Annotated in this window: 23 protein-coding genes; 10 read left to right on the forward strand and 13 right to left on the reverse strand. The window is 69.3% G+C overall.

Annotated elements, in window-relative coordinates; translation table 11 throughout:
• Positions 1-397: 397 nt before the first annotated feature.
• Complete coding sequence (locus GXW71_RS31255; RefSeq protein ID WP_211857087.1) at positions 398-865, forward strand: DUF2867 domain-containing protein; 468 nt, start codon at positions 398-400, stop codon at positions 863-865.
• Positions 866-1,042: 177 nt separating this feature from the next.
• Here GXW71_RS31255 and GXW71_RS31260 read toward each other — a convergent pair whose 3' ends face one another.
• Together GXW71_RS31260 and GXW71_RS31265 are read right to left on the reverse strand one after the other, a co-directional pair.
• Positions 1,043-3,106 (reverse strand): 2Fe-2S iron-sulfur cluster-binding protein, encoded by a 2,064-nt coding sequence (locus GXW71_RS31260; protein WP_211857089.1) that lies wholly within the window; start codon positions 3,104-3,106, stop codon positions 1,043-1,045.
• A 45-nt stretch (positions 3,107-3,151) separates the two neighbouring features.
• Complete coding sequence (locus GXW71_RS31265; protein WP_456316000.1) at positions 3,152-3,802, reverse strand: glutathione S-transferase family protein; 651 nt, start codon at positions 3,800-3,802, stop codon at positions 3,152-3,154.
• Positions 3,803-3,908: 106 nt separating this feature from the next.
• Here GXW71_RS31265 and GXW71_RS31270 point away from each other — a divergent pair, with 106 nt between their 5' ends.
• Positions 3,909-4,805 (forward strand): LysR family transcriptional regulator, encoded by an 897-nt coding sequence (locus GXW71_RS31270; RefSeq protein ID WP_211857091.1) that lies wholly within the window; start codon positions 3,909-3,911, stop codon positions 4,803-4,805.
• A 35-nt stretch (positions 4,806-4,840) separates the two neighbouring features.
• On the opposite strand, the gene GXW71_RS31275 is transcribed toward GXW71_RS31270, so the two are convergent.
• The gene (locus tag GXW71_RS31275) at positions 4,841-5,824 is read right to left on the reverse strand and encodes a Bug family tripartite tricarboxylate transporter substrate binding protein (protein WP_211857093.1); all 984 of its coding nucleotides are present in this window, start codon (positions 5,822-5,824) and stop codon (positions 4,841-4,843) included.
• Between the two features lie 107 nt (positions 5,825-5,931).
• On the opposite strand from GXW71_RS31275, the gene GXW71_RS31280 reads away from it, so the two are divergent.
• The gene (locus GXW71_RS31280) at positions 5,932-7,185 is read left to right on the forward strand and encodes an amidohydrolase family protein (protein WP_211857095.1); all 1,254 of its coding nucleotides are present in this window, start codon (positions 5,932-5,934) and stop codon (positions 7,183-7,185) included.
• Here GXW71_RS31280 and GXW71_RS31285 read toward each other — a convergent pair.
• Together GXW71_RS31285 and GXW71_RS31290 are read right to left on the reverse strand one after the other, a co-directional pair.
• Complete coding sequence (locus GXW71_RS31285) at positions 7,172-8,173, reverse strand: Bug family tripartite tricarboxylate transporter substrate binding protein (RefSeq protein WP_211857097.1); 1,002 nt, start codon at positions 8,171-8,173, stop codon at positions 7,172-7,174. The two genes, GXW71_RS31280 and GXW71_RS31285, sit on opposite strands and share 14 nt — an antisense overlap.
• 24 nt (positions 8,174-8,197) lie before the next feature.
• Positions 8,198-8,662 (reverse strand): type II 3-dehydroquinate dehydratase, encoded by a 465-nt coding sequence (locus GXW71_RS31290; RefSeq protein WP_211857099.1) that lies wholly within the window; start codon positions 8,660-8,662, stop codon positions 8,198-8,200.
• A 215-nt stretch (positions 8,663-8,877) separates the two neighbouring features.
• Here GXW71_RS31290 and GXW71_RS31295 point away from each other — a divergent pair, with 215 nt between their 5' ends.
• From GXW71_RS31295 to GXW71_RS31305, 3 genes are all read left to right on the forward strand, one after another.
• A complete protein-coding gene (locus GXW71_RS31295; protein WP_367617404.1) occupies positions 8,878-9,609 on the forward strand; it encodes a GntR family transcriptional regulator in 732 nt (243 codons plus the stop codon).
• Entirely contained in the window at positions 9,606-10,115 is a 510-nt protein-coding gene (locus GXW71_RS31300; RefSeq protein ID WP_211857102.1) for an AAA family ATPase, read from the forward strand. The genes GXW71_RS31295 and GXW71_RS31300 overlap by 4 nt, the downstream gene beginning before the upstream one ends.
• 164 nt (positions 10,116-10,279) lie before the next feature.
• Positions 10,280-10,651 carry an MmcQ/YjbR family DNA-binding protein gene (locus GXW71_RS31305; RefSeq protein WP_211857104.1) on the forward strand — a complete coding sequence of 124 codons (372 nt, stop codon included), beginning with the start codon at positions 10,280-10,282 and terminating at the stop codon, positions 10,649-10,651.
• Here the strand turns inward: GXW71_RS31305 and GXW71_RS31310 are convergent.
• From GXW71_RS31310 to GXW71_RS31325, 4 genes are read right to left on the reverse strand one after another with little or no spacing between them, the layout of a single operon-like run.
• Entirely contained in the window at positions 10,584-11,099 is a 516-nt protein-coding gene (locus GXW71_RS31310) for an AAC(3)-I family aminoglycoside N-acetyltransferase (protein WP_211857142.1), read from the reverse strand. The two genes, GXW71_RS31305 and GXW71_RS31310, sit on opposite strands and share 68 nt — an antisense overlap.
• A gap of 44 nt (positions 11,100-11,143) precedes the next feature.
• The gene (locus GXW71_RS31315; RefSeq protein WP_211857106.1) at positions 11,144-11,752 is read right to left on the reverse strand and encodes a hypothetical protein; all 609 of its coding nucleotides are present in this window, start codon (positions 11,750-11,752) and stop codon (positions 11,144-11,146) included.
• A 9-nt stretch (positions 11,753-11,761) separates the two neighbouring features.
• A complete protein-coding gene (locus tag GXW71_RS31320; protein WP_211857108.1) occupies positions 11,762-12,217 on the reverse strand; it encodes a GNAT family N-acetyltransferase in 456 nt (151 codons plus the stop codon).
• 13 nt (positions 12,218-12,230) lie between these two features.
• On the reverse strand, positions 12,231-13,853 hold the full coding sequence (locus tag GXW71_RS31325) for an ABC-F family ATP-binding cassette domain-containing protein (protein ID WP_211857110.1): 1,623 nt from the start codon (positions 13,851-13,853) through the stop codon (positions 12,231-12,233).
• Between the two features lie 218 nt (positions 13,854-14,071).
• On the opposite strand from GXW71_RS31325, the gene GXW71_RS31330 reads away from it, so the two are divergent.
• Positions 14,072-15,121 (forward strand): zinc-dependent alcohol dehydrogenase family protein, encoded by a 1,050-nt coding sequence (locus tag GXW71_RS31330; protein ID WP_211857112.1) that lies wholly within the window; start codon positions 14,072-14,074, stop codon positions 15,119-15,121.
• Positions 15,122-15,274: 153 nt separating this feature from the next.
• A complete protein-coding gene (locus GXW71_RS31335) occupies positions 15,275-15,523 on the forward strand; it encodes a hypothetical protein (RefSeq protein ID WP_211857114.1) in 249 nt (82 codons plus the stop codon).
• Between the two features lie 125 nt (positions 15,524-15,648).
• Here the strand turns inward: GXW71_RS31335 and GXW71_RS31340 are convergent, their stop codons facing one another.
• The 3 genes from GXW71_RS31340 to GXW71_RS31350 form a co-directional block, all read right to left on the reverse strand.
• Complete coding sequence (locus GXW71_RS31340; RefSeq protein ID WP_211857116.1) at positions 15,649-16,713, reverse strand: Ldh family oxidoreductase; 1,065 nt, start codon at positions 16,711-16,713, stop codon at positions 15,649-15,651.
• A 105-nt stretch (positions 16,714-16,818) separates the two neighbouring features.
• Entirely contained in the window at positions 16,819-17,160 is a 342-nt protein-coding gene (locus tag GXW71_RS31345; protein WP_211857125.1) for a helix-turn-helix domain-containing protein, read from the reverse strand.
• A gap of 234 nt (positions 17,161-17,394) precedes the next feature.
• Entirely contained in the window at positions 17,395-17,871 is a 477-nt protein-coding gene (locus GXW71_RS31350; protein ID WP_211857127.1) for an Lrp/AsnC family transcriptional regulator, read from the reverse strand.
• Between the two features lie 126 nt (positions 17,872-17,997).
• On the opposite strand from GXW71_RS31350, the gene GXW71_RS31355 reads away from it, so the two are divergent.
• On the forward strand, positions 17,998-20,388 hold the full coding sequence (locus GXW71_RS31355) for a 1-deoxy-D-xylulose-5-phosphate synthase N-terminal domain-containing protein (RefSeq protein WP_211857129.1): 2,391 nt from the start codon (positions 17,998-18,000) through the stop codon (positions 20,386-20,388).
• 36 nt (positions 20,389-20,424) lie between these two features.
• Here GXW71_RS31355 and GXW71_RS31360 read toward each other — a convergent pair whose 3' ends face one another.
• Positions 20,425-21,387: a tripartite tricarboxylate transporter substrate binding protein gene (locus GXW71_RS31360; RefSeq protein ID WP_211857138.1), complete on the reverse strand. Its 963-nt coding sequence runs from the start codon at positions 21,385-21,387 to the stop codon at positions 20,425-20,427.
• 187 nt (positions 21,388-21,574) lie between these two features.
• Here GXW71_RS31360 and GXW71_RS31365 point away from each other — a divergent pair.
• On the forward strand, positions 21,575-22,552 hold a 978-nt coding region (locus GXW71_RS31365), incomplete at its 3' end, for a D-alanyl-D-alanine carboxypeptidase family protein (RefSeq protein WP_246527061.1).

A 22,552-nucleotide genomic window follows, 5' to 3' on the forward strand; every position in this document is an offset into this window, starting at 1 on the left:
CCATGGTCCAGATCGGCGCCAGGTCCTTCCTGCGCTACATGATCCAGCCCGTCCTCGACAGCTTCCACCGCGCCTTCCGAGAACAGTAACAGGGCTTTCAGGGCACGCAGCATGGGCGTGACACGCCATCGGCAGCCAGCCGCCACCGCCTCGAGATCGACCTCGATCGGCGCTGGTGGCCGGCGCGATGGGCCATTCCTGAAAGGGATGCCAACCAAGATGACGCTGTGGATCGACGTCGACGACCTGCTTGCCTGCTCGCGCGCTGCGCGCTCCCGCAATCCGCTGCAGTCGCAGGGTCTCGGCTCCGGAGCGTGTTCGGACCGGGAGAGAACGGCTACAAGCGTGGGCAGCATTTCCCTGTTCCCCTAGGAGGGCGAGCATCAACGTTCAAACCATGAGGCCGGACATTGCAGCCGACACGCTGCTGACCGGGGCGCAGTTCATCGACGCCTATGGCATTGCCATCGACGCCCCGGCGCTCGACGCTCGGATGGCGGCCGAGGGCATGCTGGGTTCCTTGCCAGGCTGGATCAACGGCCTGATGGCCGTGCGCAACTTTCTCGTCACGCCATTCGGCCTCAAGACGCCGGTCCCTGGCAGGGCAGGAACACCAGAGGTGATCGGCGTCTTTCCCGTCGTGAGCGAGTCGCCCGAGCGCCTGGTCGCTGGCTTTGACGACAAGCATCTGGATTTCCGCGTGGTCGTGGACGTCGCCCCGGCGAGCGGCCGCCGCCGCGTGACTGCGACGACCCTGGTGCGCACGCATAATCTCCTGGGCCGTGTCTATCTCGCAGCTGTGCTCCCGTTTCACCGCATCATCGTTCCCTCGATGCTGCGCCAACTTCTGAAGCCGCGACACTGACGGCGTCCGCCGAGGGCGGCGGCAGCCAGTGACAGGCTTCAGCGGACGGGCGCCCGGTCGCGACGAGCAGGCGCAGATCTTCCCGCTCGGGCGCGCCATGGTACCTCTCCGCGACATCGATGGAAGCGGCGTCGGCTGTTCCGCTCTGCGCCGCGCGGGATGCCGTCGGTGATCTGCTCATAGCGACAGATGCAGCTTGCCGGCCGCATCCTCCGCCGGGATGGCGCTGCAGATCAAAGCCTCTCCTTCCGCCACCGGGAAGGACGGCTTCGACCGATAGGTGACGGCGCCTTCCAGGATCGGGGTTCGGCAGGTCCCACAACTGCCGCTTCGGCAGTTGAAATCCGGCGACAGGCCCCGAGCCTCCGCGAGTTCCAGCAGGGTGCCGGTGCCGGGTTCCCAGCGCGCCTCCTTGCCCGATTCGGTGAAGAGGACGTGGACGGAGGCCGATGCAGGCGCCTTGAGCGCAGCCTCTTCACCCGCATCCGCCCGGCGCTTCAGGGAGGAAGGCCCGAACGCTTCGGCGTGAATGCGCGCGTCGGCGACATCCATGCCGCGCAGATCGTCATAGAGCGACTGCATGAACGGCGCGGGACCGCAGAGATAGAAATCGTACTGTCCGAAGGGCAGGTGCGATTGCAGCAGCGTGATGTCGACGTGGCCCGCGGCATCGTAGTCTCTGCCCGCGACAGCGCCGTCCGGAGAACTCAGCGTCCGGACCACGCGCAGCTTCCCCTCGCCAGCCTCGACCAACGCCGCGATCTCCTGATCGAAAGGCCGCTCGCCCACGGTCCGGGCCGACTGAAAGAGCCATGTCGGCCGCATGTGGCGCGTGCGCTTCCCCTCATCGACGACGTGGCGCAGCATCGCGATCAAGGGCGTGATGCCGACGCCGGCCGCGAGCAGAACCGCCGGGCGCCGTTCGGCCGCGTCGATGGTGAAGCCGCCGGCGGGTGCCCGCACATCGATAACATCTCCCTCCTTGAATCCATGCAGGTGGGTGGAGACGAGGCCCAGGCGCTTGACGCTGATCCGATAGCCACCGGCGGATGCCGGCGCCGACAGGGTGTAGCGGCGCTGTCGCGGCTCGGTTTCGCCGGGGAGCGTCACCCGGATCGGCAGATGCTGGCCGGCCTGGTGGGCGATGACCCCGGCGCCGTCCATGGGCTCGAGATGAAGCGAGCGGATGGTCGTGCTTTCATCGATAATGCGGGTGATGCGGAACGGGCGCCATTGCCCGGCGAGGGCGACCGCTCGGAGCCTGTCATCGGCCTCTCGCCAACTGCCGGTCATCAGCGAATTCGGCGACCGGCCGGCCTCCGTGAAGGTCCAGCGCAGCGGCATGCCCGCGGGACGGTGGACCACCTTCTCCGGTGCGAAACGCCACAGGCGTTCGGCGCCCCGAAAGGCAGCGATCTCCGGCGAGTCCAGGATGACCTCCGCGCGCCCCGCCATCTGCAGCATGTCGCCGGTCGCGAAGTCCACCAAGAGCAAGCCGGCCTTCGGGTTCACGACGAAATTGCCCAAGGTGTTGAAGAAGAGATTGCCGTCGAAATCCGGGATGGTCAGCACGTCATCCGGGCCGATGCGGACGAAGCCCGCCTTGCCGCCCCGATGCGACACGTCCACCTGCCGCCCGCCCGCCCCATGATCGACATAGGACGCGACGAAGAAGCTGTCCGCCGCCGCGATCATGTCCCGCGCGCGCCGGTCCAGGCCGTCGAGCTGGATCGCGGGCCGGCCCGGCGGTACATCCGGACCGCGCGCGAATGCGAAGTCGCGAAGATGGATGTAGCGGGGGCAGTTGCCGAAGCTCTGGTCGACCTGCACCGTGAATGCGCGCTCGCTGCTGCGGCGGATGTTGCCGTTCAGCCTGTTCCTGCGGCGCGTCTCCAACTGGATGCCGAGCATGCCGATCGCATCACCGTCCTCCATGCCGGCATCCGCGGGGTCCGCGGGATCGCGCGGCAGGCGGAGTTCGAGGGTCTGCGGATCCGGCGCCTGCATGAAGCCCGGCTTCTCCGCCCGCATCGTCGCCCAGACATCGCCGTTTCCATCGACGGCGCCGAGCACGATGAACGGCAGCATCGGATAGAAAACCCGGTGCTGCTCGGGCATGAACCTGCGGATGAATCGCCGCCCCGGCCCATCCATGCGTTCGGCCGCGCCGACGCTGCGTTGGATCGCAAGCTCGCCTTCATGCCAAGGCGATGCGACGATCTGCTCTGTCTGCGCCGACATGGCGGGCTTCCTTGCCGAGGTGATGGGGCGGAGGGTGATGGGGCGTCAGGCGCGCAGGCCCGTCGCGGTCTTCTGGAACGGGACGAAGCCGTCGAGGCTTTCGATGCGGGAAAGCCACGCGCGGACATGGGGATAGCCGGCCAGATCGACATTCCCTTCCGGCGCATTGACGACGTAGCTGTACAGGGCGACGTCGGCGATCGTCGGCCCGTCGCCGACGATGAAGGCGCGGTCCGTCAACTCGGCCTCGAGCAGCGCCAGGATGCGGTGCGCCCTGGCGATCACCTCATCGGCGCGGAAACTCGCGCCGAACACGGTGATGAGCCGGGCGGCGGCGGGGCCATAGGCGATCTCGCCGGCGGCGACCGACAGCCACCGCTGCACCTTGGCCGCCGCCGCGGCATCCTCGGGCAGCCAGTCGGTGCGGCCGCGCTTCTTCGCGACATAGACGAGGATCGCGTTGGAATCGCTGATGACGGTGCCGTCGTCGTCCAGGACGGGGACCTGGCCGAAGCGATTGAGCTTCAGGAATTCCGGGGATTTCTGGGCTCGGGCACCGAGATCGACCTCGACGAGCTCGAACGGTGTCCCGAGCAGCGACAGGAACAGGTGCGCCCGGTGCGCGTGGCCGGACAGCGGATGGACGTAGAGCTTCATGGCGATTCTCCTGGTCGGGGATCGGCGCTCGGCGGGCATGGTGCCCGGCGCAGCAGCGATGCCTCGTGGTCCGACCTACGTCCTTCCACCGGTCGGCGGGAGGCTGCTAATGTGAAAGGCTGACTACCATTTTATGGGAGGATGGGTGGACCGCTTCGATGCCATGACCGTGCTGCTGGCGGTTGTCGAACATGGCAGCCTCTCCGCGGCCTCGCGCGAACTCCGGGTGCCGCTGGCGACGATCAGCCGGAAGGTGTCCGACCTCGAAGCCCGTCTGAAGGCGCAGCTACTGACGCGCACGAACCGCAGGATCGTGCTGACCGAAGTGGGCCGTGCCTATGTCGAAGCCGCCCGCGAGATCCTCGCCCGGGTGGAGGAGGCGGAGAGGACCGCCGCGGGTGAGTACAGCGTTCCCAAAGGCGATCTCACCGTGACGGCGCCGATCGTCTTCGGGCGGCTGCACGTGCTGCCGATCGTCGTCGAGTTTCTGAAGCTCCACCCGGACATCAATCTTCGCCTGGCCCTGGGCGACCGCTTCTCGAACCTCCTGGAGGAGCCGATCGACACGGCGCTCAGGATCGGCAGCCTGCCGGACAGCGAGCTGATCGCGACGCGGCTCGGAGAGATTCGCCGTGTCGTCTATGCGGCGCCGGATTACCTGAGGCGGCACGGCAGGCCTGAGCATCCGCGCGATCTGCAGGACCATGCCTGCATCACCTTCGAGGGCGTCACCTCGGCCAGGTCATGGACCTTCCTGGACGGCAAGCGCGAGCTGCATGTGCCGATCCGCTCCCGGCTGTCCGTGAACACCGCCGAGGCGGCGATCGACGCCGCCGTCTCCGGGCTCGGGATCACCCGCGTGCTCTCCTACCAGGCCGCGAAGGCCGTCGCCGATGGGCTCCTCGTCGAGTTGCTGACGGCGTTCGAGCACGCGGCGTCGCCGGTGCAACTGGTCTATCTCCCGCAGCGGCCGCTCCCCCTGAAGCTTCGGGCTTTCCTCGATTTCGCGGCGCCGCGGCTTCGTGAGCGCCTTGCTGCGTGACCTGACCTGCGGCGCCTTCGCGACATTGCGGGCGACTATTCCGGCCTGATGTTCCTGCGCCGGATCAGCGCACCCCATTTCGCGCGCTCGGCGGCCGCATAGGGTCCGAACTCGGCCGGCGTGCCGCCCACGGGGTCGATGGCCAGCGGCTCCAGCCGTGCCTTGGTGGCGGGCGAGAGCATGATGCGGCGCATCGCCGTCCCAAGCTGCTCGATGATCGGCTCCGGTGTGCCGGCCGGGGCGAAGAAGCCGAAATCCGTGCTGGCCCGGTAATCCCGGAAGCCCTGCTCCGCGATGGTCGGGACATCCGGCGCCTGCGGGCTGCGCTCCGACCCCGAATAGCCGAGGGCACGCAGCGTGCGGTCGCGCAGATAGGGGATGGCGGTGACGCTGTCGACGAAGGAGAGCGTGGTCTCCTTCGCGATCACCGCCTGCACGCCCGCGGCGCCGCTGCGATAGGACACGTGCAGCCATCGGATGTCCGCCATGTCCTGCAGCAGCTCGGGCCCGAGATGGTTGGCGACGCCCGATCCCGCCGAGGCGAAGCTCAGCGTGCCCGGCGCCGCACGGGAGGCCGCCAGCAGATCGGTCAGGCTGCGGTGCGGGCTGTCCGGCGCGACACAGAGGAACATGGCGTTGCTCGCCAGCATGCCGATTGGCGCGAAGGCGGTTTCGTTGTCATAGGGCAGGCGATCGAACATCGCGGGCGCCATGGCGAAGGTGCCGTTCGGCACGACGCCCACCGTGTAGCCATCCGGCCGCGCGCGGGCGAGGAAGGTCATGCCCACCGTGCCGCTGGCGCCGGCGCGGTTGTCCACCACGAATTGCTGGCCGAGCGCGGTCGAAAGTTCCTGCGCGAGCAGCCGCGCGACGAAATCGGTGGAGCCGCCGGGCGCGAAAGGGACCATGACAGCGACGGCGCGATTGGGCCAGGCGGCCTGCGCGGAGACGCCCCGCGCGCCGAGGCCGGTCAAGCCCGCCGCGGAGGCGGCGAGAAGATGGCGGCGGTACAGGCTCATGGGCGTGTCTCCTCCCGATGACGGCCGATGGGCCGCGGATTGTCATTCCTGGACGCGCGAAGGCTATTGTACGAACTGGTGTGTTACAAGAAGCGGGAGAGGCTTCCATGACCGATGTGATCCTGCACGCCGCCGGCGCCTGGACCGGGTGCCAAGGGGGCGTGGTGACGCCGGCCGAGCTGCATGTCGCGAAAGGCCGCATCGCCTGGCTCGGTCGCCAGGGTGAGGGTCCGGGGCCCGCGGCCGCTTCCATCATCGATCTCGGCAACCATTGGCTGCTGCCGGGCTTCGTGGACGCGCACCTGCACCTCTGGGGCCTCGACCTCTCCGACCCCGCGGCCTTCTGGAGCTGGCCTTCCGCCTACCGCGCGGCGCGCGCGGTCGCCGAGCTGAAGGCCCTGCTCGACCAAGGCGTCACGGCGGTGCGCTGCTGCGGCGGGCCGCTCGGCCCGGCGCTGGCGCGCGCGGTGCGGGAGGGTGTGATCCCCGGTCCGCACATCGTCGCCGCGGGCGAAGCCATCTGCTCGCGCGCCGGCACCTGGGACCCTGCCGCCTGGCCGCTGCGCTGGGCGGAGGAGCTCGGCCTCTACGCCGACGGCGCGGAGGAGGTGCGGCGGCGCGTGCGGGAACGGCTGCGCGGCGGCGCCGATTTCATCAAGATCGGCGGCTCGGTCGGTGAGCACACGGACGCGCTGCGTCCCTGGGGCGACGACCCCGCCCGCTTGCGCCTCTCCTATTCGGATGAGGAGACGCAGGCCGCCGTGCAGGAGGCGCATCGCAACGGCCTCTGCGTCGCGACGCATGCGATTGGCGATGCCGCGGTGCGCCAGGCGCTGGATGCCGGCGTGGACAGCGTGGAGCATGGGCATGGAGCCAGCGAGGAGACGGCGCGGCGCATGGCCGACAGCGGGACCTGGCTGGTCCCGACGCTGTCGCTGCCGGCGCTCCGCGTGGAACGCGCGCCGCCGGCGGTCGCCGCCGGATGGCGCCGGCACCGCGCGGTGCAGCGCCACTCGCTCGCGCTCGCGCTGCGCCACGGCGTGCGGATCGCGGCGGGGACCGACTTCGTGGGGCATCCTCTCACGCCGCTTGGCCCCGACGCGATGGAGATGGAGCTGCTGGTCGAGGCGGGCATGACGGAGGAGGGCGCACTGCTGGCCGGCACCGTCAACGGCGCCGCCGTGCTCGGCATGGAGGGGCGCATCGGCGCGCTGGCGCCGGGGCTGGAGGCCGATATCGTCGCCCTTCCCGGCGATCCCCGCCGCGACATCGCGCTGGTGCGGCGCGTTGCCTTCGTCATGCGCGGCGGCGTGGTGTGGCGGCATGCGGCGGAGGCGGGCCGAGGCGCTATTCCGGCTTGATGCTGCGGCGGCGGATGAGGTCGCCCCAGCGCCGCCCCTCCTCGGCGAGATAGGGCGGGAAGGCCTCGGCCGACCCACCGATGACGTCGATCGCCGCGGCGTCCAGCCTGGCGCGGACTTCGGCGTTGTTCAGCGCCTCCCGCGCGCCGTCCGCCAGGCGCTGCACGATGGGCGCGGGCGTGCCGGCAGGGGCGAAGAAGCCGAAATCATTGGTGGCGTGATAGCCGGGCAGGCCGCTCTCGGCGAGCGCCGGAACATCGGGCGCCTTGCTGTTGCGTTCGCGGCTGGTGACCGCCAGCGCCCGGAGCTCGCCCGACTGCATATAGGGCAGCGCGGTGACCGCATCGATCAGCGCCGCATGCGTCTCGCGCGCCAGCAACGCCTGGGTTTGCAGCCCGCCGGAGCGATAGGGGACGTGGAGCATGTCGATGCCCGCCATGTCCAGCATCAGCTCCGGCGCCAGATGCCCGACCGTGCCGGTGCCCGGCGAGGCATAGGAGAGCCGGCCGGGTGCTGTCTTCGCCGCCGCGAGAAGTGCTGCGAAGCTGCCGATCCCGCTGCCGGCATGCACGCAGACGAACATGGCGTTGCTCGCCAACAGGCTGATAGGGCTGAAGGCCCGGTCATTGTCATAGGGCAGCGGGCTGAAGAGATAGGGCGCGACGGCGAAGGTGCCGGTCGGCGCGACGTCCAGCGTGTAGCCGTCGGGCCGCGCGCGGGCGACGGCGCCGTGGCCGACGGTGCCGGCCGCCCCGGCGCGGTTCTCGACCACGAAGGAACCGCCGAGCGTGGCGGAGAGATGCTGCGCGAGCAGCCGCGCCACGAAGTCGGTGGAGCCGCCGGGTGCGAAAGGCACGATGACGGTCACCGGCCGCACCGGGTAGGGCATGGGCTGCGCCCCGGCGGCGCCGGCGAGCGCCAGGCCCGGCACTGCCGCCAGCATCGCCCGTCTGCGGATCGCCCCGCCGGTCTCCCGGATCTTGTTCATGGACCTTCTCCCTCGCGTATGTCGTCAGGACGGCGGGTTGGGCGGGTGCGCGCCTTCCTCGATCAATTCGCGCAAGGCGCGGACCGCTGTGGCGTAGCCGCGGGCGCCCAGGCCGGCGATCACCGCGGTCGCCACCGTCGAGACGAGCGAGTGTTGATGGAGGGCATCGCGGCGATGGATGTTCGAGATGTGCAGCTCGATGAGCGGGCAGCCGACCATCCTGAGCGCGTCAAGCACCGGGATCGAGCGGAAGCTCAGGCCGGCGGGGTTGATGACGATGCCATCCGCGGGCTGATCGATGGCGTCGTGGATCCAGTCCACGAGTTGCCCCTCATGGTTGGTCTGGCGGAAGACGAGCCGGTCGTCGCCGGCGGCGTCGCGGCACATGGCCTCGACCTCCGCGAGGGTGGTGGAGCCGTAGATCTCCGGCTCCCGCCTGCCGAGGCGGTTGAGGTTGGGGCCGTTGAGCACATGGATCACGCGCTGCACGACATCGCCCCGCAGGCTGGCCGTGAGCGTCGGACGCCGCTTTGTCCCATTGCCGTTTCCCCAATGAGCTGCCGCGACGCTGGTCTCCGATCGACTGGAAGTCAACCTATGAAATCCGAATCATAGGATGATAAGAATAATATCTGGTATAATGAGGCGTGCTTGGCGGCAGCCGGGGCCCGGTGCACCCTATCGGTGGCTTCGGAGGCGGATGGGTGACGGACGAGGAATCGATCGGCGAGGCCGCGTATCGGCGGATCAGGGCCGACATCATCTTTGGCCGGCTGGCGCCCGGCCGGCGGCTGGCGCTCGACGGCATGCGCCAGGCCTATGGCGCGAGCATCAGCACCCTGCGCGAGCTGCTGGCCCGGCTGGCGGCCGAGGAATTGGTGACCGCCGAGGGGCAGCGCGGCTTCGAGGTGGCGCCGATCTCGGCCACCGACCTGCGCGAGGTCGCAGAGCTTCGCCTGCTGCTGGAGTGCCATGCGCTCGACCAGTCCTTCGCGGCTGGCGGGCTTGAGTGGGAAGGGCGGGTCGTCGCGGCGCACCACAAGCTCGCCGCCATGGAAAAGCGCCTGCTGGCGGGGGAGCCGGCGGAGCCCGTGCTGTGGAAGCGCTACGACTGGGAATTCCACCACGCGCTGATCGCGGCCTGCGGGTCCAAGGCGCTGCTGCAGGCGCATGCCGCCGTCTATGACCGCTATCTGCGCTACCAGATGGTGGCCGTGGTCTTCCGCGGCGCGGCCGCGGCGGAGGAGCATCGCCGGCTGCTCGACTGCGCCCTCGCGCGGGATGCGGCAACAGCGCGGGCGGTGCTCGCGGTGCATGTGAATGATTGTGTCGCACAGGTCCTCGACACCGGCGCGCTGGAGCCCTTCACCGCATCAGGCCCGGCAGCGGCCGAGAAGGACGCTGCGCCGCGCCGCAGAACCGGGAAGGCGGGTTGACCATCCGGCGCGTGCTGATCACCGGCATGTCCGGGACCGGGAAGTCCGCGGCAGTCCGGGAGCTGGCCGCGCGCGGCCATCAGGCCCATGACCTCGATACGCCGGAATGGTCCGAATGGGTCGTCGCCGATCCCGCGGATGCACTGACGCCGGCCGCGGGGAAGGACTGGGTCTGGCAGGAGGAGCGCGTCCGCGCGCTGCTGTCCCGGCCGGGCGAGGGCCTGCTCTTCGTCAGCGGCTGCGCCGAAAACATGGAGCGCTTCTATCCGCTGATCGACACCGTCATCCTGCTCTCGGCACCGCTCGCCACGATCATGGAGCGGCTCGCGGCCCGCTCCCTGGACGGCTATGGTCACATGGCGGAAGAGCGGCGGAAGGTGACAGACCTCATCGCGACGATCGAGCCGCTGCTGCGGGAATCCGCCGACCACGAGATCGACGCACGGCAGCCGATCGCGGCCACGGTCGATGCAATTCTGCGGCTGGCCCAGAGCGTGATGGCTTGAGGCGGAATCGCCGAAAAGTCTGAATCACGCGATCAAACGATGGGGCTGGAGCATGGTGTGTGAGCGGATGCGAACGCATCATGCTCTAGCGTGCTGCCGACGGAGGCCGTCGGCGTCGGGGAGGGCATGGTGGCGAACGGATTATCCGCCGGATCGGGGGTGACATGACCGGTGCGGAATTCAACGCCTTCTGCCGCGCCCTGCCCGCGACCACGCATGTGGTGCAGTGGGGTGGGGCAGATGTCTGGAAGGTCGGGGGCAAGGTCTTCGCGATCGGCGGCGCGCATGATGGCGTGCTCTGGGTCACCTTCAAGGTGAGCGGCATTGCCTATGAGGTGCTGAAGGACCAGCCCGGCCTGCGCCCCGCGCCCTATCTCGCGTCGCGCGGCCTGACCTGGATCCAGCACTTCGCAAAACCCGGGCTGCGCGACGCCACGCTGCGGGACCACATCCGCCAATCCCACTGGCTCATCGCGCAGGGGTTGCCGAAGAAGAAGCAGAAGGAACTCGGGCTGGAGACGGCGCCTCGACCGTGATGTCGAAATGCAGCACCTCCTCGCGGGTGCCGAGCTTCTCATAGAGCGCGATCGCGGGGTCGTCGCCGTGATCGGCCTGGACATAGATGACCCAGGCGCCGCGCGCCGCGGCGATCCCGCGGAGATGCCCGATCAGCGCCGTCGCGATGCCCCGTCGGCGATGCGCCGCAGCGACCGCCAGGTCGTAGATATAGAACTCACGCCGCATCCTCTCGAACTTCTCGAGCTCATAGGCGACGAGGCCGCCGATCACCTCCTCCCCCGCCATCGCCACGATCGCGACGACATGCTCCTTCGCGAGCAGGCCTTCGAGATAGGCGTCGGTCGGCGGCGCGCCGCCATAGGTCTCGGGCTCGCCGAAGGCATCACCGAACAGGGCGTTCAGCTTGCGCAGCAGCGGCACATCGGCGGCAGTCAGGCGGCGAAGCGTGGCGGAAGGGGAGGACATGGCTGGAGGATAGGGCATCTTGCCGCCGGGGCGCGACCGCAACGCTACCACAGCAGCTTGCCGACGCCCCCGTGGCAGTCGCATTCGAAGACATAGCCGCAGCGGCCGCCGAAATTCATCTCGGTATCCCTGTCAGGCCCCGCTTCGAGCTGCGCCACGAACCGCATCGGCCTGGCGCAGTGGTCGCAGGCTGGCGTCTCGTCATTATCGAGCCAGACGGGCGCGCCATCGATCTGCCCGAGCACGTCGCGCAGGCGTTTTCCTGCCTTCTCCCAGGTAGCACGCGCCGCTTCATAATTCTCGGCCTCGGCCGCCTCCACCCTGGCCCCGTATCGCGTCGGGCGTGAGACATCGCCCTTGCCGGGCAGGGACGCCGTCGTCAGGCCATTGACCCCCATGCAGATGACCTTGTTGGCCCTCCGGTTCGCTTCCCATTCCAGACAGACGCCGGGCCGGTTCTGGCACATGAACAGCGACAGCAGCCGCTCCGGCCGATGGCGGCGGATCTGGCCGAGGAACTGCATGTTCCCGCCGCAGACCTTGCAAGCGGGCCAGGCGAAGCCGGCCGGAACGGATGGTGCTCCACCGAAGCATGTCTGGTCCGAGGCCCCTTGGCCGCCGCGCCTGTCGACGATGAGCAGATCGATCTTCATGGCGATGCCTCACCTCGCTGCGGTGATGCCCTGCAGGCGCAGGGCCATGCGGAAGGATGTGCAGTCGAAGCCGAGCGCCCGATAGAAGGCCTGCGCCTCCTCGCGGTGCAGGGCGGTCGTGAGCTCGAGCGTATCGCAGCCCGCTTCCTCCGCAAGTGCGACGGTGGCTTCGACGAGGGCACGGCCGATGCCGTGCCTCCGCGTCGCCACGTCGACGACGAGCGTCGTGATGCGCGCGATTGGCTTCGGATAGAACAGCATCGGGGCGATATGCAGGGCGATGAGGCCGGCGGCCCGCCCCTCCGCTTCCGCGACAAGCGCCGGATCGGATGCGCGGTCCGGCGCCATGGCCAGGCGCCGGCCGATCTCCGCGGCGGAATGATCGAAGCCGAGCCCCTGCATGAGGCGCGCGATCGCGGGGGCATCCGCGGGCACGATCGGCCGGATCTGGACGGTGGACGACATGGCCTCTGCTCGGTCAGCTCCTGAGGCCAGGCGCTTCCTGGCCGGTGCGTGCCACATACTCGGTATAGCCGCCGCCATAGGCATGGACGCCTTCCGGCGTCAGCTCCAGCACGCGGTTGGAGAGCGCGGCCAGGAAGTGGCGGTCATGCGAGACGAACAGCATGGTGCCCTCGTATTGCGCGAGCGCCGTGATCAGCATCTCCTTGGTCGCCATGTCCAGGTGGTTGGTGGGCTCGTCCAGCACCAGGAAATTCGGCGGATCGTAGAGCATCATCGCCATGACCAGCCGCGCCTTCTCACCCCCCGAGAGCACCCGGCATCGCTTCTCGACATCGTCGCCGGAGAAGCCGAAGCAGCCGGCGAGTGCGCGGAGCGAGCCTTGTCCCGCCTGGGGAAACGCGTCCTCCAGCGCCTGGAAGACGGTGCGATCGCCGTCCAGCACCTCCATGGCGTGCTGGGCGAAATAGCCCATCTTCACGCTGCCACCGAGCGTCACCGTGCCGTCATCCGGCGGCGTCGCGCCCGCCACCAGCTTCAGCAGGGTCGACTTGCCGGCGCCGTTGATGCCCATCACGCACCAGCGCTCCCGGCGGCGCACCTGGAAGTCCAATCCCGCATAGATGCTCCGGCTGCCATAGCGCTTGTGCACCTGCTTCAGATTGACCACGTCGTCGCCGGACCGTGGCGCCGGCCGGAACTCGAAGGTCACCGTCTGGCGGCGCTTCGGCGGCTCCACCCGGTCGATCTTCTCGAGCTTCTTCACCCGGCTCTGCACCTGCGCGGCGTGGGAGGCGCGCGCCTTGAAGCGCTCGATGAAGTTGATCTCCTTGGCGAGCATCGCCTGCTGGCGCTCGAACTGCGCCTGCTGCTGGCGTTCGTTGATCGCGCGCTGCTGCTCGTAGAATTCGTAGTCGCCGGAATAGGCGGTCAGCGCTCCACCATCGATCTCCAGCACCTTGCCGACGATGCGGTTCATGAACTCGCGGTCGTGCGAGGTCATCAGCAGCGCGCCGTCATAATTCTTCAGGAAGGCCTCCAGCCAGATCAGGCTCTCGAGGTCGAGGTGGTTGCTCGGCTCGTCCAGCAGCATGGCGTCGGGGCGCATCAGCAGGATGCGGGCGAGCGCCACGCGCATCTTCCAACCGCCGGACAGCGCGCCGACATCGCCGTCCATCATCTCCTGGCTGAAGCCGAGGCCGGCCAGCACCTCGCGCGCCCGGGCATCGAGCGCGTAGCCGCCCAGCTCCTCGAAGCGTCCCAGCACCTCGCCATAGCGCGCGACGATCGCGTCGATGTCACCCGCCTGGTCGGGATCCGCCATGGCGGCTTCCAGCTCCTTGAGCTCGGTCGCCACCTCGCTCACCGGGCCGGCGCCGTCCATGACCTCGGCGGCGGCGCTGCGGCCGGCCATGTCGCCCACGTCCTGGCTGAAATAGCCGATGGTGACGCCGCGATCGATCGCCACCTGGCCTTCGTCGGGCTGCTCCTGCCCGGTGATCATCCGGAACAGCGTGGTCTTGCCGGCGCCGTTGGGGCCGACGAGGCCGATCTTCTCCCCTTTCTGGAGCGAAGCGGAGGCCTCGATGAACAGGATCTGCTTGCCATTCTGCTTGCCGATATTGTCGAGACGGATCATGCGCGCACGGGACCTGAGAGATTTCCCGCGCCCTTACGCCATGGGCCCCGTCCGCGGAAGGGTGTGCCGTCTGTCATCCGGCACCTGGCCAGTTCATCTCCGTGATGGCGCCGCCCCTGGCGCTTCCCGCCAGGCCGTAGGACGATCATCGCCGATCGCGCCGATGCCGCTCTCAAGACGGCCTTGCAGGACGGCGCGACGGATGAGGAAAGCGACCCATGAAAGGCATCGTCTTCACCGGCGACCGCACGCTCGAGTTGATGAGCTTCCCCGATCCATCGCCCGGCCCTGGCGAGGTGGTGCTGGAGATGAAGGCATCGGGCATGTGCGGCAGTGACCTGAAGCATTATCGCCGCGCCAAGGGATCGACCCAGAACAGCGGCATCCCCGCCGCGACGCACCCGGTGATCGCGGGGCATGAGCCTTGCGGGGTCGTCGTCGCGATCGGTGCCGGCGTCGCCACGCCCTCGATCCGCGAAGGTGCCCGCATGATGGTGCATCATTACCAGGGCTGCACGGATTGCGCGCATTGCCGCACCGGCTGGGCGCAGCTCTGCCAGCGTCAGGCGATCGCGGTCTATGGCAACAACAATGACGGCGGCCATGCGCATTTCATGAAGGTGCCGGCCTCGACCCTGGTGCCGCTGCCCGATGCGCTCAGCTTCACCGCCGGCGCCGCGATCTCCTGCGGGACCGGCACGGCCTATGGCGCGCTGCGGCGGCTCAACGTCTCCGGGCGGGACACCATCGCGATCTTCGGCCAGGGGCCGGTCGGCCTTTCGGCGACGCAGCTCGCGAAGGCGATGGGGGCGCGCGTCATCGCGCTCGACATCAACGCCAACCGCCTCCTGGCGGCGAGCCGCTTCGGCGCGGATGCGCTGGTCAACCCGCAGGAGGTGGATGCGGCCGAGGCGGTGCGCGACTTCACGCACGGGGTCGGCGCCGACTGCACGCTCGACACCTCCGGCAATGCGGCCGGGCGGCTGGCGGCGATGCGCTGCGCGAAGGTCTGGGGCACCGCTTGTTTCGTCGGCGAAGGCGGCGACCTCACCTTCGACGTCAGCCAGGTCATGCTGCGCAAACAGCTCTCGGTGATCGGGTCCTGGACCTTCTCGACCGTCGGCCAGGCGGAGGCCGCCGATTTCATCGTGGAGCGCGGCATCGCGGTGGACGACCTCTTCACCCATCGCTGGAGCCTGGAGCAAGGCGAGGAAGCCTATGCCCTGTTCGACCGCCAGGCGGACGGCAAGGGCGTCTTCCTCATGTGAGTACGGGTGGTTGCGGGAGGAGCCAGTCCCTAGACGCGGGTCTCACCCGATCGCTGGGATGGGCTCAGCCGCTTCCAAAGCCGGGTGGGCATGACGAGATCAAGGGACGCGCCAGACGCGCGGTTCCTCCCCCATATCCCGGATCGCCCACCCATGCCTCGTCTCGAGGATGCTCTTGCCTACGCCGCCTTCTCGCTGCTCGGCCTCGGAATCGTCCTGGGAGGCTGGGCCTTCTGGCTGGTCGAGAACTCGTTCCGCGGCGGCGATGCGCAGCGCCTGCTGCTGCTCGGGGCGGCGGCCTGCGCCGGCGCGGTCGCCAGCGTCGTGGTCTCGGCCAAGATGGCCGAGCGCCGGCTGCGGCGCGAGGAGCGGTCCGGCAAGGGCCGGATGACCTTCGACTGACCGTTGGAGCATGAAGCGCTCGCAAGCGCTCGCAAGCGCTCACGCCTCATGCTCCGGCGCCTTGTTTGATCGCGTGATTCAGACTTTCGGCGAGCCCGCCTCAAGCCATCACGCTCCAGTCCGGTTCAGCCCCGCCGCGCGCCCATATCAAGCGCGTCGGCGATGCCGTATCCCTCCGCCAGCGCCTGCAGCTTCGCCCAGGTCGCGTCCTCGATCGCGACGCCCTGCGCGCGGCGCTCGCGCTCGCGCCGGTGCTCGATCTCGCCGGGGTAGAGCACGCCGCCGCTGCCCTCGGATGGCGGCGTCGCCTTCAGGTAGCGCGCGAGATCCCCGACCTCGCGGCGGAACTCGGCGAGCGGGCGGAAGGCATCCACCTTGAAGACCGCCATGAAGCAACCGTCATTGTGCCGCCCGGTCGGCTCCACGCCGAAGCCGAGGCCGGTCAGCAGCCCGCACAGGATCTCCACCATGACGGCGAGGCCATAGCCCTTGTAGCCCTCGCCGGGGCCGCCGAGCGGCAGCAGCGCGCCGCCGGAGAGCTTCTGCGGATCGGTGGTGAGCGCGCCTTCGCTGTCCACCACCCAGCCCTGCGGGATCGCCTCGCCGCGCGCGGCGGCGAGCTTCACCTTGCCCATCGCGACCGCGGAGGTCGCCATGTCGATGAAGAGCGGCCCGTCGAGGTCGGACGGCACGGCGATCGAGATCGGGTTGGTGCCGAGCCGCGCCTCGCGCCCGCCGAAGGGTGCCACGGATTTGGGGGAGCGGCCGCTGTCGGCGGTGATCAGGCCGATCATGCCCGCTTCCGCCGCCATCAGCGGATAGCTCGCGAGACGGCCGATATGGCCCTGGCGGAACACCGTGGTCGCCGCGACATTGACCTGGCGCGCCTTGTCGATCGTCAGCCGCATGGCGCGTTCGTTGGCGACGTAGCCGAAGCCCCAATGGCCGTCGACGACGGTCGTGGTCGGTGATTCCTGCACGATCTCCCAGGGTGCGCCGGGGACGATATGGCCCGCCTTGATGCGATCGATATAGCCCGGGATCTGGATGATGCCGTGCGAATCATGCCCGGCGAGGTTGGCACCGATGCAGTGCCGGGCGACCGTCGCCGCTTCCTCCGCCGGCACGCCGGCACCGACGAGCAGGGCCTCGGCGATCGTCTTCAGGCGGTCGGCGGGGATGACGGGCATGGGTTTCCTCCAGCTCATGGTGCGGGCGGTGCCGGGCGCGGGACGAAGCGAGCATCGGACACAACCGGTGTCCGCGCCAGGGCATGGCCGCCCATCGGATGGAGGCTATCCGGCCGGCTTGGCGAGGCGCTCGAAGAAGCCCTGGTCGACGCGGCCGGCGTGGTGGGGCCTGCGCAACCGCACGCCTTCGCCGCCGCCATCGCCGGGGATGAACTCCACCCCCGCCGCTTCGAGGGCGGAGCGGATGAGGCCCTGCGTGCGCGGCTTGATCGCGCGGTGCCCGCTCTCGAAATGCAGCAGCGTCGCCATGGAGACACGCGCCATGGCGGCGAGGCGGTGCCGGCTGATGCCGAGCAGGCCGCGCGCGGCGCGGCATTGGTCCGACGTGAGATATCGCCGCCCGGACCACGCCGGCTGGATGTCGGATCCTCGAAGCCGTTCTGCCATGGCGATGCTCCCGGGCACGGCCGGGACCCAGACCCCGAACCGGCCGTCGCAGCGGCCCGCAACCGCCGCCGCATGTAATAACGTGAGACAGCGGTGGCGATTTCAGAGGGGCACGCAAATGTGCGGCCAGGATCGGGTGTCGAAATCGCCGGCATTCGCAATAGAGAGACATTGGTGACATTGACTGTATCGGCGCCCGCAGCATTCGTTAGCGATGCAGGCCGAGCCGCGCTCTCATGCCTCCACGATCGGCAGCGCGCTCGAGCGCTTCACCTGGCCGAGCGCGAAGCTCGATTCGATCGAGGCGACGCCATCGAGACGCGTGAGCTTGTCCATGAGGAAGCGCTGATAGGCCTCGAGGTCGCGGACCACGACGCGCAGCAGGTAGTCGCGCTGGCCGGTCATCAGGTAGCAATCCATCACCTCCGGCCAGTGCGCGATGCTGCTGGCGAAGCGGTCGAGCTCCTCCTCCCGCTGCCGCTCCAGCTTCACCGAGACGAAGACGCTCATCGGCAGGCCGAGCTTCGCCTGGTCGATCAGCGCCGCGTAGCCCTGGATGACCCCGGCCTCCTCCAGCATCAGCACGCGGCGCCGGCAGGGGGAGGGCGAGAGCCCGCAGCGTTCCGACAGCTCCTGGATGGTCAGCCTTCCATCCGCCTGTAGCGCCGCGATGATGCGGCGATCGGTCCTGTCCAGGCGATGTTCAGCCATTTTCCGCCAATCTTCTGCCCAATATGACCATCATTCGCCAAAATAGCCTGGTCTGGAAGCGTGTTTGGCCGAAAACGCCCTCGGGCCACCGCTAGGCTTCCGGGATCAACGAGAACGGCGTCCACCATGTCCGATACGCGGCTTCGCGCGCTTTCCGAGCTGGAGCGGAAGATCCTCTGGCTCGCCACCTGGACCATCCACAACGCCAACCACGTCCGGCCGAGCCTCGACGGGCTGAAGGTCGGCGGGCACCAGGCCTCCTCCGCCTCCATGGTCTCGATCATGACGGCGCTGTACCTCGCAGTGCTGCGGCCGGAGGATCGCGTCGCGGTCAAGCCGCACGCCTCCCCGGTCTTCCACGCGATCCAGTATCTGCTCGGCCGGCAGACGCGGCAGAAGCTCGAGGATTTCCGCGGCTTCGGCGGCGCGCAATCCTACCCGTCCCGCACCAAGGACAGCGATGACGTGGATTTCTCCACGGGCTCGGTCGGGCTCGGCGTGGCGCAGACGCTGTTCTCCTCGCTGGTGCAGGATTACGTGCGCGCCAAGGGCTGGGGCACCGGCCGTCCGGAAGGCCGTATGGTCGCGTTGATCGGCGATGCGGAGATGGACGAGGGCAACATCTTCGAAGCCCTGATGGAGGGCTGGAAGCATGGCCTCCGCAACACCTGGTGGGTGGTCGACTACAACCGCCAGAGCCTGGACGCCGTGGTGCGCGAAGGCCTGTGGTCGCGGCTCGAGGCGACCTTCCGCAACTTCGGCTGGGATGTGGTGGTGCTGCGCCACGGCACCCTGCAGCGCGCGGCCTTCGCCGAGCCGGGCGGCGAGCGGCTGCGGGACTGGATCGAGGCCTGCCCGAACCAGCTCTATTCGGCACTCACCTTCCAGGGCGGTGCCGCCTGGCGGAAGCGGCTGACCGACGACCTCGGCGACCAGGGCGATGTCTCGGCCCTGATCGAGCGCCGCTCGGACGAGGAACTGGCGCGTCTCATGGGCAATCTCGGCGGCCACGACCTGCCGACCCTGCTGGAAGCCTTCGAGGCGGCGCGCCAGCATGACCGTCCCGTCTGCTTCATTGCCTATACCATCAAGGGCGCCGGCCTGCCGCTCGCCGGGCACAAGGACAATCATGCGGGGCTGATGAACCCGGCGCAGCTCGACCTGCTGCGCCAGGCGATGCGCATCCGCCCCGGACATGAATGGGACCATTTCGAAGGGCTCGACGTCCCGCCCGAGACGCTAAGCGATTACCTCCAGGTCGTACCCTTCGCGCAAGGCGGCGAGCGGCGCCTCGTGGCGCCCGCGGTCGCAGTGCCTGAGGCGCTGACGCTGCCGCACCAGGCCAGCGCTTCCACCCAGCAGGGCTTCGGCCTCCTGATGCACGAGATCGCGAAGCAGGGCACGGCCCTGTCGCGGCGCATCGTCACGACCTCCCCCGACGTGACGGTCTCCACCAATCTCGGTGCCTGGGTGAACCGCCAGGGCCTCTTCGCGAAGGAGGAGATGGCGGACCTCTTCCGCGCCGAGCGCATCCCCTCGACCTTCAACTGGCGCTTCTCGCCGGCGGGCCAGCACCTCGAGCTCGGCATCGCGGAGATGAACCTGTTCCTGATGCTCTCGGCACTCGGCCTCTCGCACGCGATCAATGGTGAGCGGCTGATCCCGGTCGGCACCCTCTATGATCCCTTCATCGAACGCGGGCTCGATGCGCTGAACTACGCCTGCTACCAGGATGCGCGCTTCATCGTGGTGGCGACCCCCTCCGGCCTGACCCTGGCGCCGGAAGGCGGCGCGCACCAGTCGATCAAGACGCCGCTGATCGGCATGGCGCAGGACGGGCTCACGAGCTTCGAGCCCGCCTATGTGGATGAGCTCGCGGTGATGCTGCGCTTCGCCTTCGCGCACGTGCAGCGCGATGAAGCGCCAGGCCCGGACTCGCTGCTGCGGGACGAGGCGGGCGGATCGGCCTATCTCCGCCTCTCGACGCGCGTGCTGGAACAGCCGCGGCGCATGATGACGCCCGATCTCGCCGACGACATCCTGCAGGGCGCCTATTGGGTGCGGAAGCCGGGTCCGAATGCGCAGGTGGTCATCGCTTATGCCGGCGCGGTGGCGCCGGAGGCGATCCAGGCGGTCGGCATGCTCGCCGAGGATCGTCGCGATGTCGGGTTGCTGGCGGTGACCTCCGCCGATCGCTTGCATGCTGGCTGGACCGCGGCGCAGCGCCTCCGCGAAGCCGGCGCGCCCGGTGCCGCCGCGCATGTGGAGCGGCTGCTGGCGCCGCTGCCACCGCATTGCGCTATCGTCACCGTGCTGGACGGGCATCCCGCGACGCTCGGCTGGCTCGGCTCCGTGCATGGCCACCGCGCCCGGGCGCTGGGCGTCGAACGCTTCGGCCAGACCGGCACCATCGGCGACCTTTACAGGCACCACGGCATCGACGCAGCCGCGATCGCGGCCGCGGCGGAAGCCACGGCGCCCGGTCGGCCACTCCGTCTCCTCCGAAGGGCCTATTGAACTTCGCCGGCCTCCCTGGAGGCCGGCGAAATGCAATCACCCCGTGCGCAGGTTGAGCCGTTCGATGGTCTGCTGCTCGCGCGCCACCAGCTCGCGCAGGAAGGCGGCATAACCCGCGCTGTCCTTGTAGTCCGCGACCATGTCGTAGCGGTCGAGCGCCGCGGTGAAGCCGGGCTCGCGCATCGCGGCGGCGAAGCCGTCATGCAGCACGCGGGTGATGGCGGGATCGAGGCCCGCGGGTGCGACGATGCCGAAGGGCGAGGTGATGACCATCGAGGGATGGCCGAGCTCGACGAGCGTCGGTGCATCCGGCCAGCGGCGCAGGCGCTGCGGCGTCCAGACATGCAGCCATTGCGCCTGCCCGCCATCGACCATGGCGCCGAGCCCCGATCCGCCGGTCATGATGTCGAGGTGCCCGCCCAGGATCGCCTGGGTGCCGTCGGCATCACCGCGGAAGGAGACGTGGTTAAACTCCACCCCCTCCCGCTGCGCCAGCTCCATCATCGCGACATGCGGCGTGCCGTTGGCGCCGGTGTTGCCGACGGTGATGACGCCCGGGCGGCGCTTCGCTTCCGCCACCACATCGGCCCAGCCGCCGGGGAAGCGGCCGGCCTTGGCGACCGCGCCGAAGGTGTAGCCGGAGACGTGCAGCAACGGCGTGAAGTCGCGGAGCGTGTCATAGGGCATGCGTTGCAGGAACTGGATGCGCACGGCGGACGCCGGGAGCTGGGTCACCAGGTAGCCATCCGGCCGGGCGCGGGCGACCTGCTGCGGCCCGAGCGTATTGGCCGCGCCCGGCTTGTTCTCGACCACCACCTGCTGGCCGAGATGGCGGGACGCGCCTTCGGCCAGCGCCCGCAGCACGACATCGGTGGTGCCGCCCGGCGGGAAGGGCACGATCAGGCTGATAGGCCGGTCGGGGAAACGCGGCTGCGCCCGCGCGAGCGCGGGGGCGGCGATGGCGGCGCCAAGCAGCAGGCGGCGGGTGACGGGCGGCATGGGACGATCCTCGATCGGCTTCTTCTGCGCCGATCCTGTCGCGCCGGCGCGCGCCGCGCCAGCACGGTTTGCGCGCCGAGGTAACGAAGGGTTTCAGGCGATCGGCGGATCGGCCGTGACGGGCTAAGGGAGGACGGGACGCAGGCGCGGTCGGGGGACCGCGCGTGTGGAGGGGGAGTCCGGGCCGATGCTGCGTGCCAGCACAGGCACGCATACGCGTGCCGTCATGCTTTCCATCATCATCCTGGCTGCGCTGCTGGCGTTCGTGCCTCGGGACGCTGCGGCGCAGATCGGCAGCGGCCGTTACGCCGCTTTCCTGCAGGATGCGGATACCGGCGCGGTGCTGCTCGCGGTGAATGCTGACGAAGCTCGCTACCCGGCATCGCTCACCAAGATGATGACCCTCTATCTCGCCTTCGAGGCCCTGCAGCGCGGCCGGCTCGCGGAAACGACGCGCATCCGCGTCTCGCGCCACGCGGCCGGCATGGAGCCGTCCCGTCTCGGGCTTCGCGCCGGCAGCACGATCCGGGCTCGGGATGCGATCATGGCGCTGGTGACCAAATCCGCGAACGACGCCGCGGTGGCGCTTGGCGAGCATCTCGCCGGCGGCAGCGAAGTGGCTTTCGCGCGCATGATGACGCGCAAGGCCCGCGCGCTCGGCATGGCCAATACCAGCTTCCGCAACGCATCCGGCCTGCCGCATCCGGCGCAGGTGACGACCGCGCGCGACATGGCGGTGCTGAGCCGGGCGCTGATCCGCGACTTCCCGGGCCGCTACGCCTATTTCAGCGCCGCTCGCTTCGATTGGCGCGGCCAGAGCATGCCGAACCACAACCGGCTGCTCAGCGAATACGACGGCGCCGACGGCATCAAGACCGGCTATATCCGCGCCAGCGGCTTCAACCTCGCCGCCAGCGCCATGCGCGACGGCAGGCGCCTGGTCGCGGTCGTCTTCGGCGGCGCCAGCGGGGTGGAGCGCGACCAGCATGTCATGGCGCTGCTCGACCGCGGCTTCGCTGAGATCGGGCGCGACGCGCCGGCGGGCACGATGGTGGCGCGCCGGCGCGGGCCCAGCCTGGTCGCCAGCGCCAGCGCCGCCACCCTGGCGCCGCCGGTGCGGGAGACGGGTCGGGTCCGCGACAACCGCGCCCGCGCCGCGGCGATC

This window comes from Plastoroseomonas hellenica (genome assembly GCF_018129085.1).
GTDB lineage: Bacteria > Pseudomonadota > Alphaproteobacteria > Acetobacterales > Acetobacteraceae > Plastoroseomonas > Plastoroseomonas hellenica.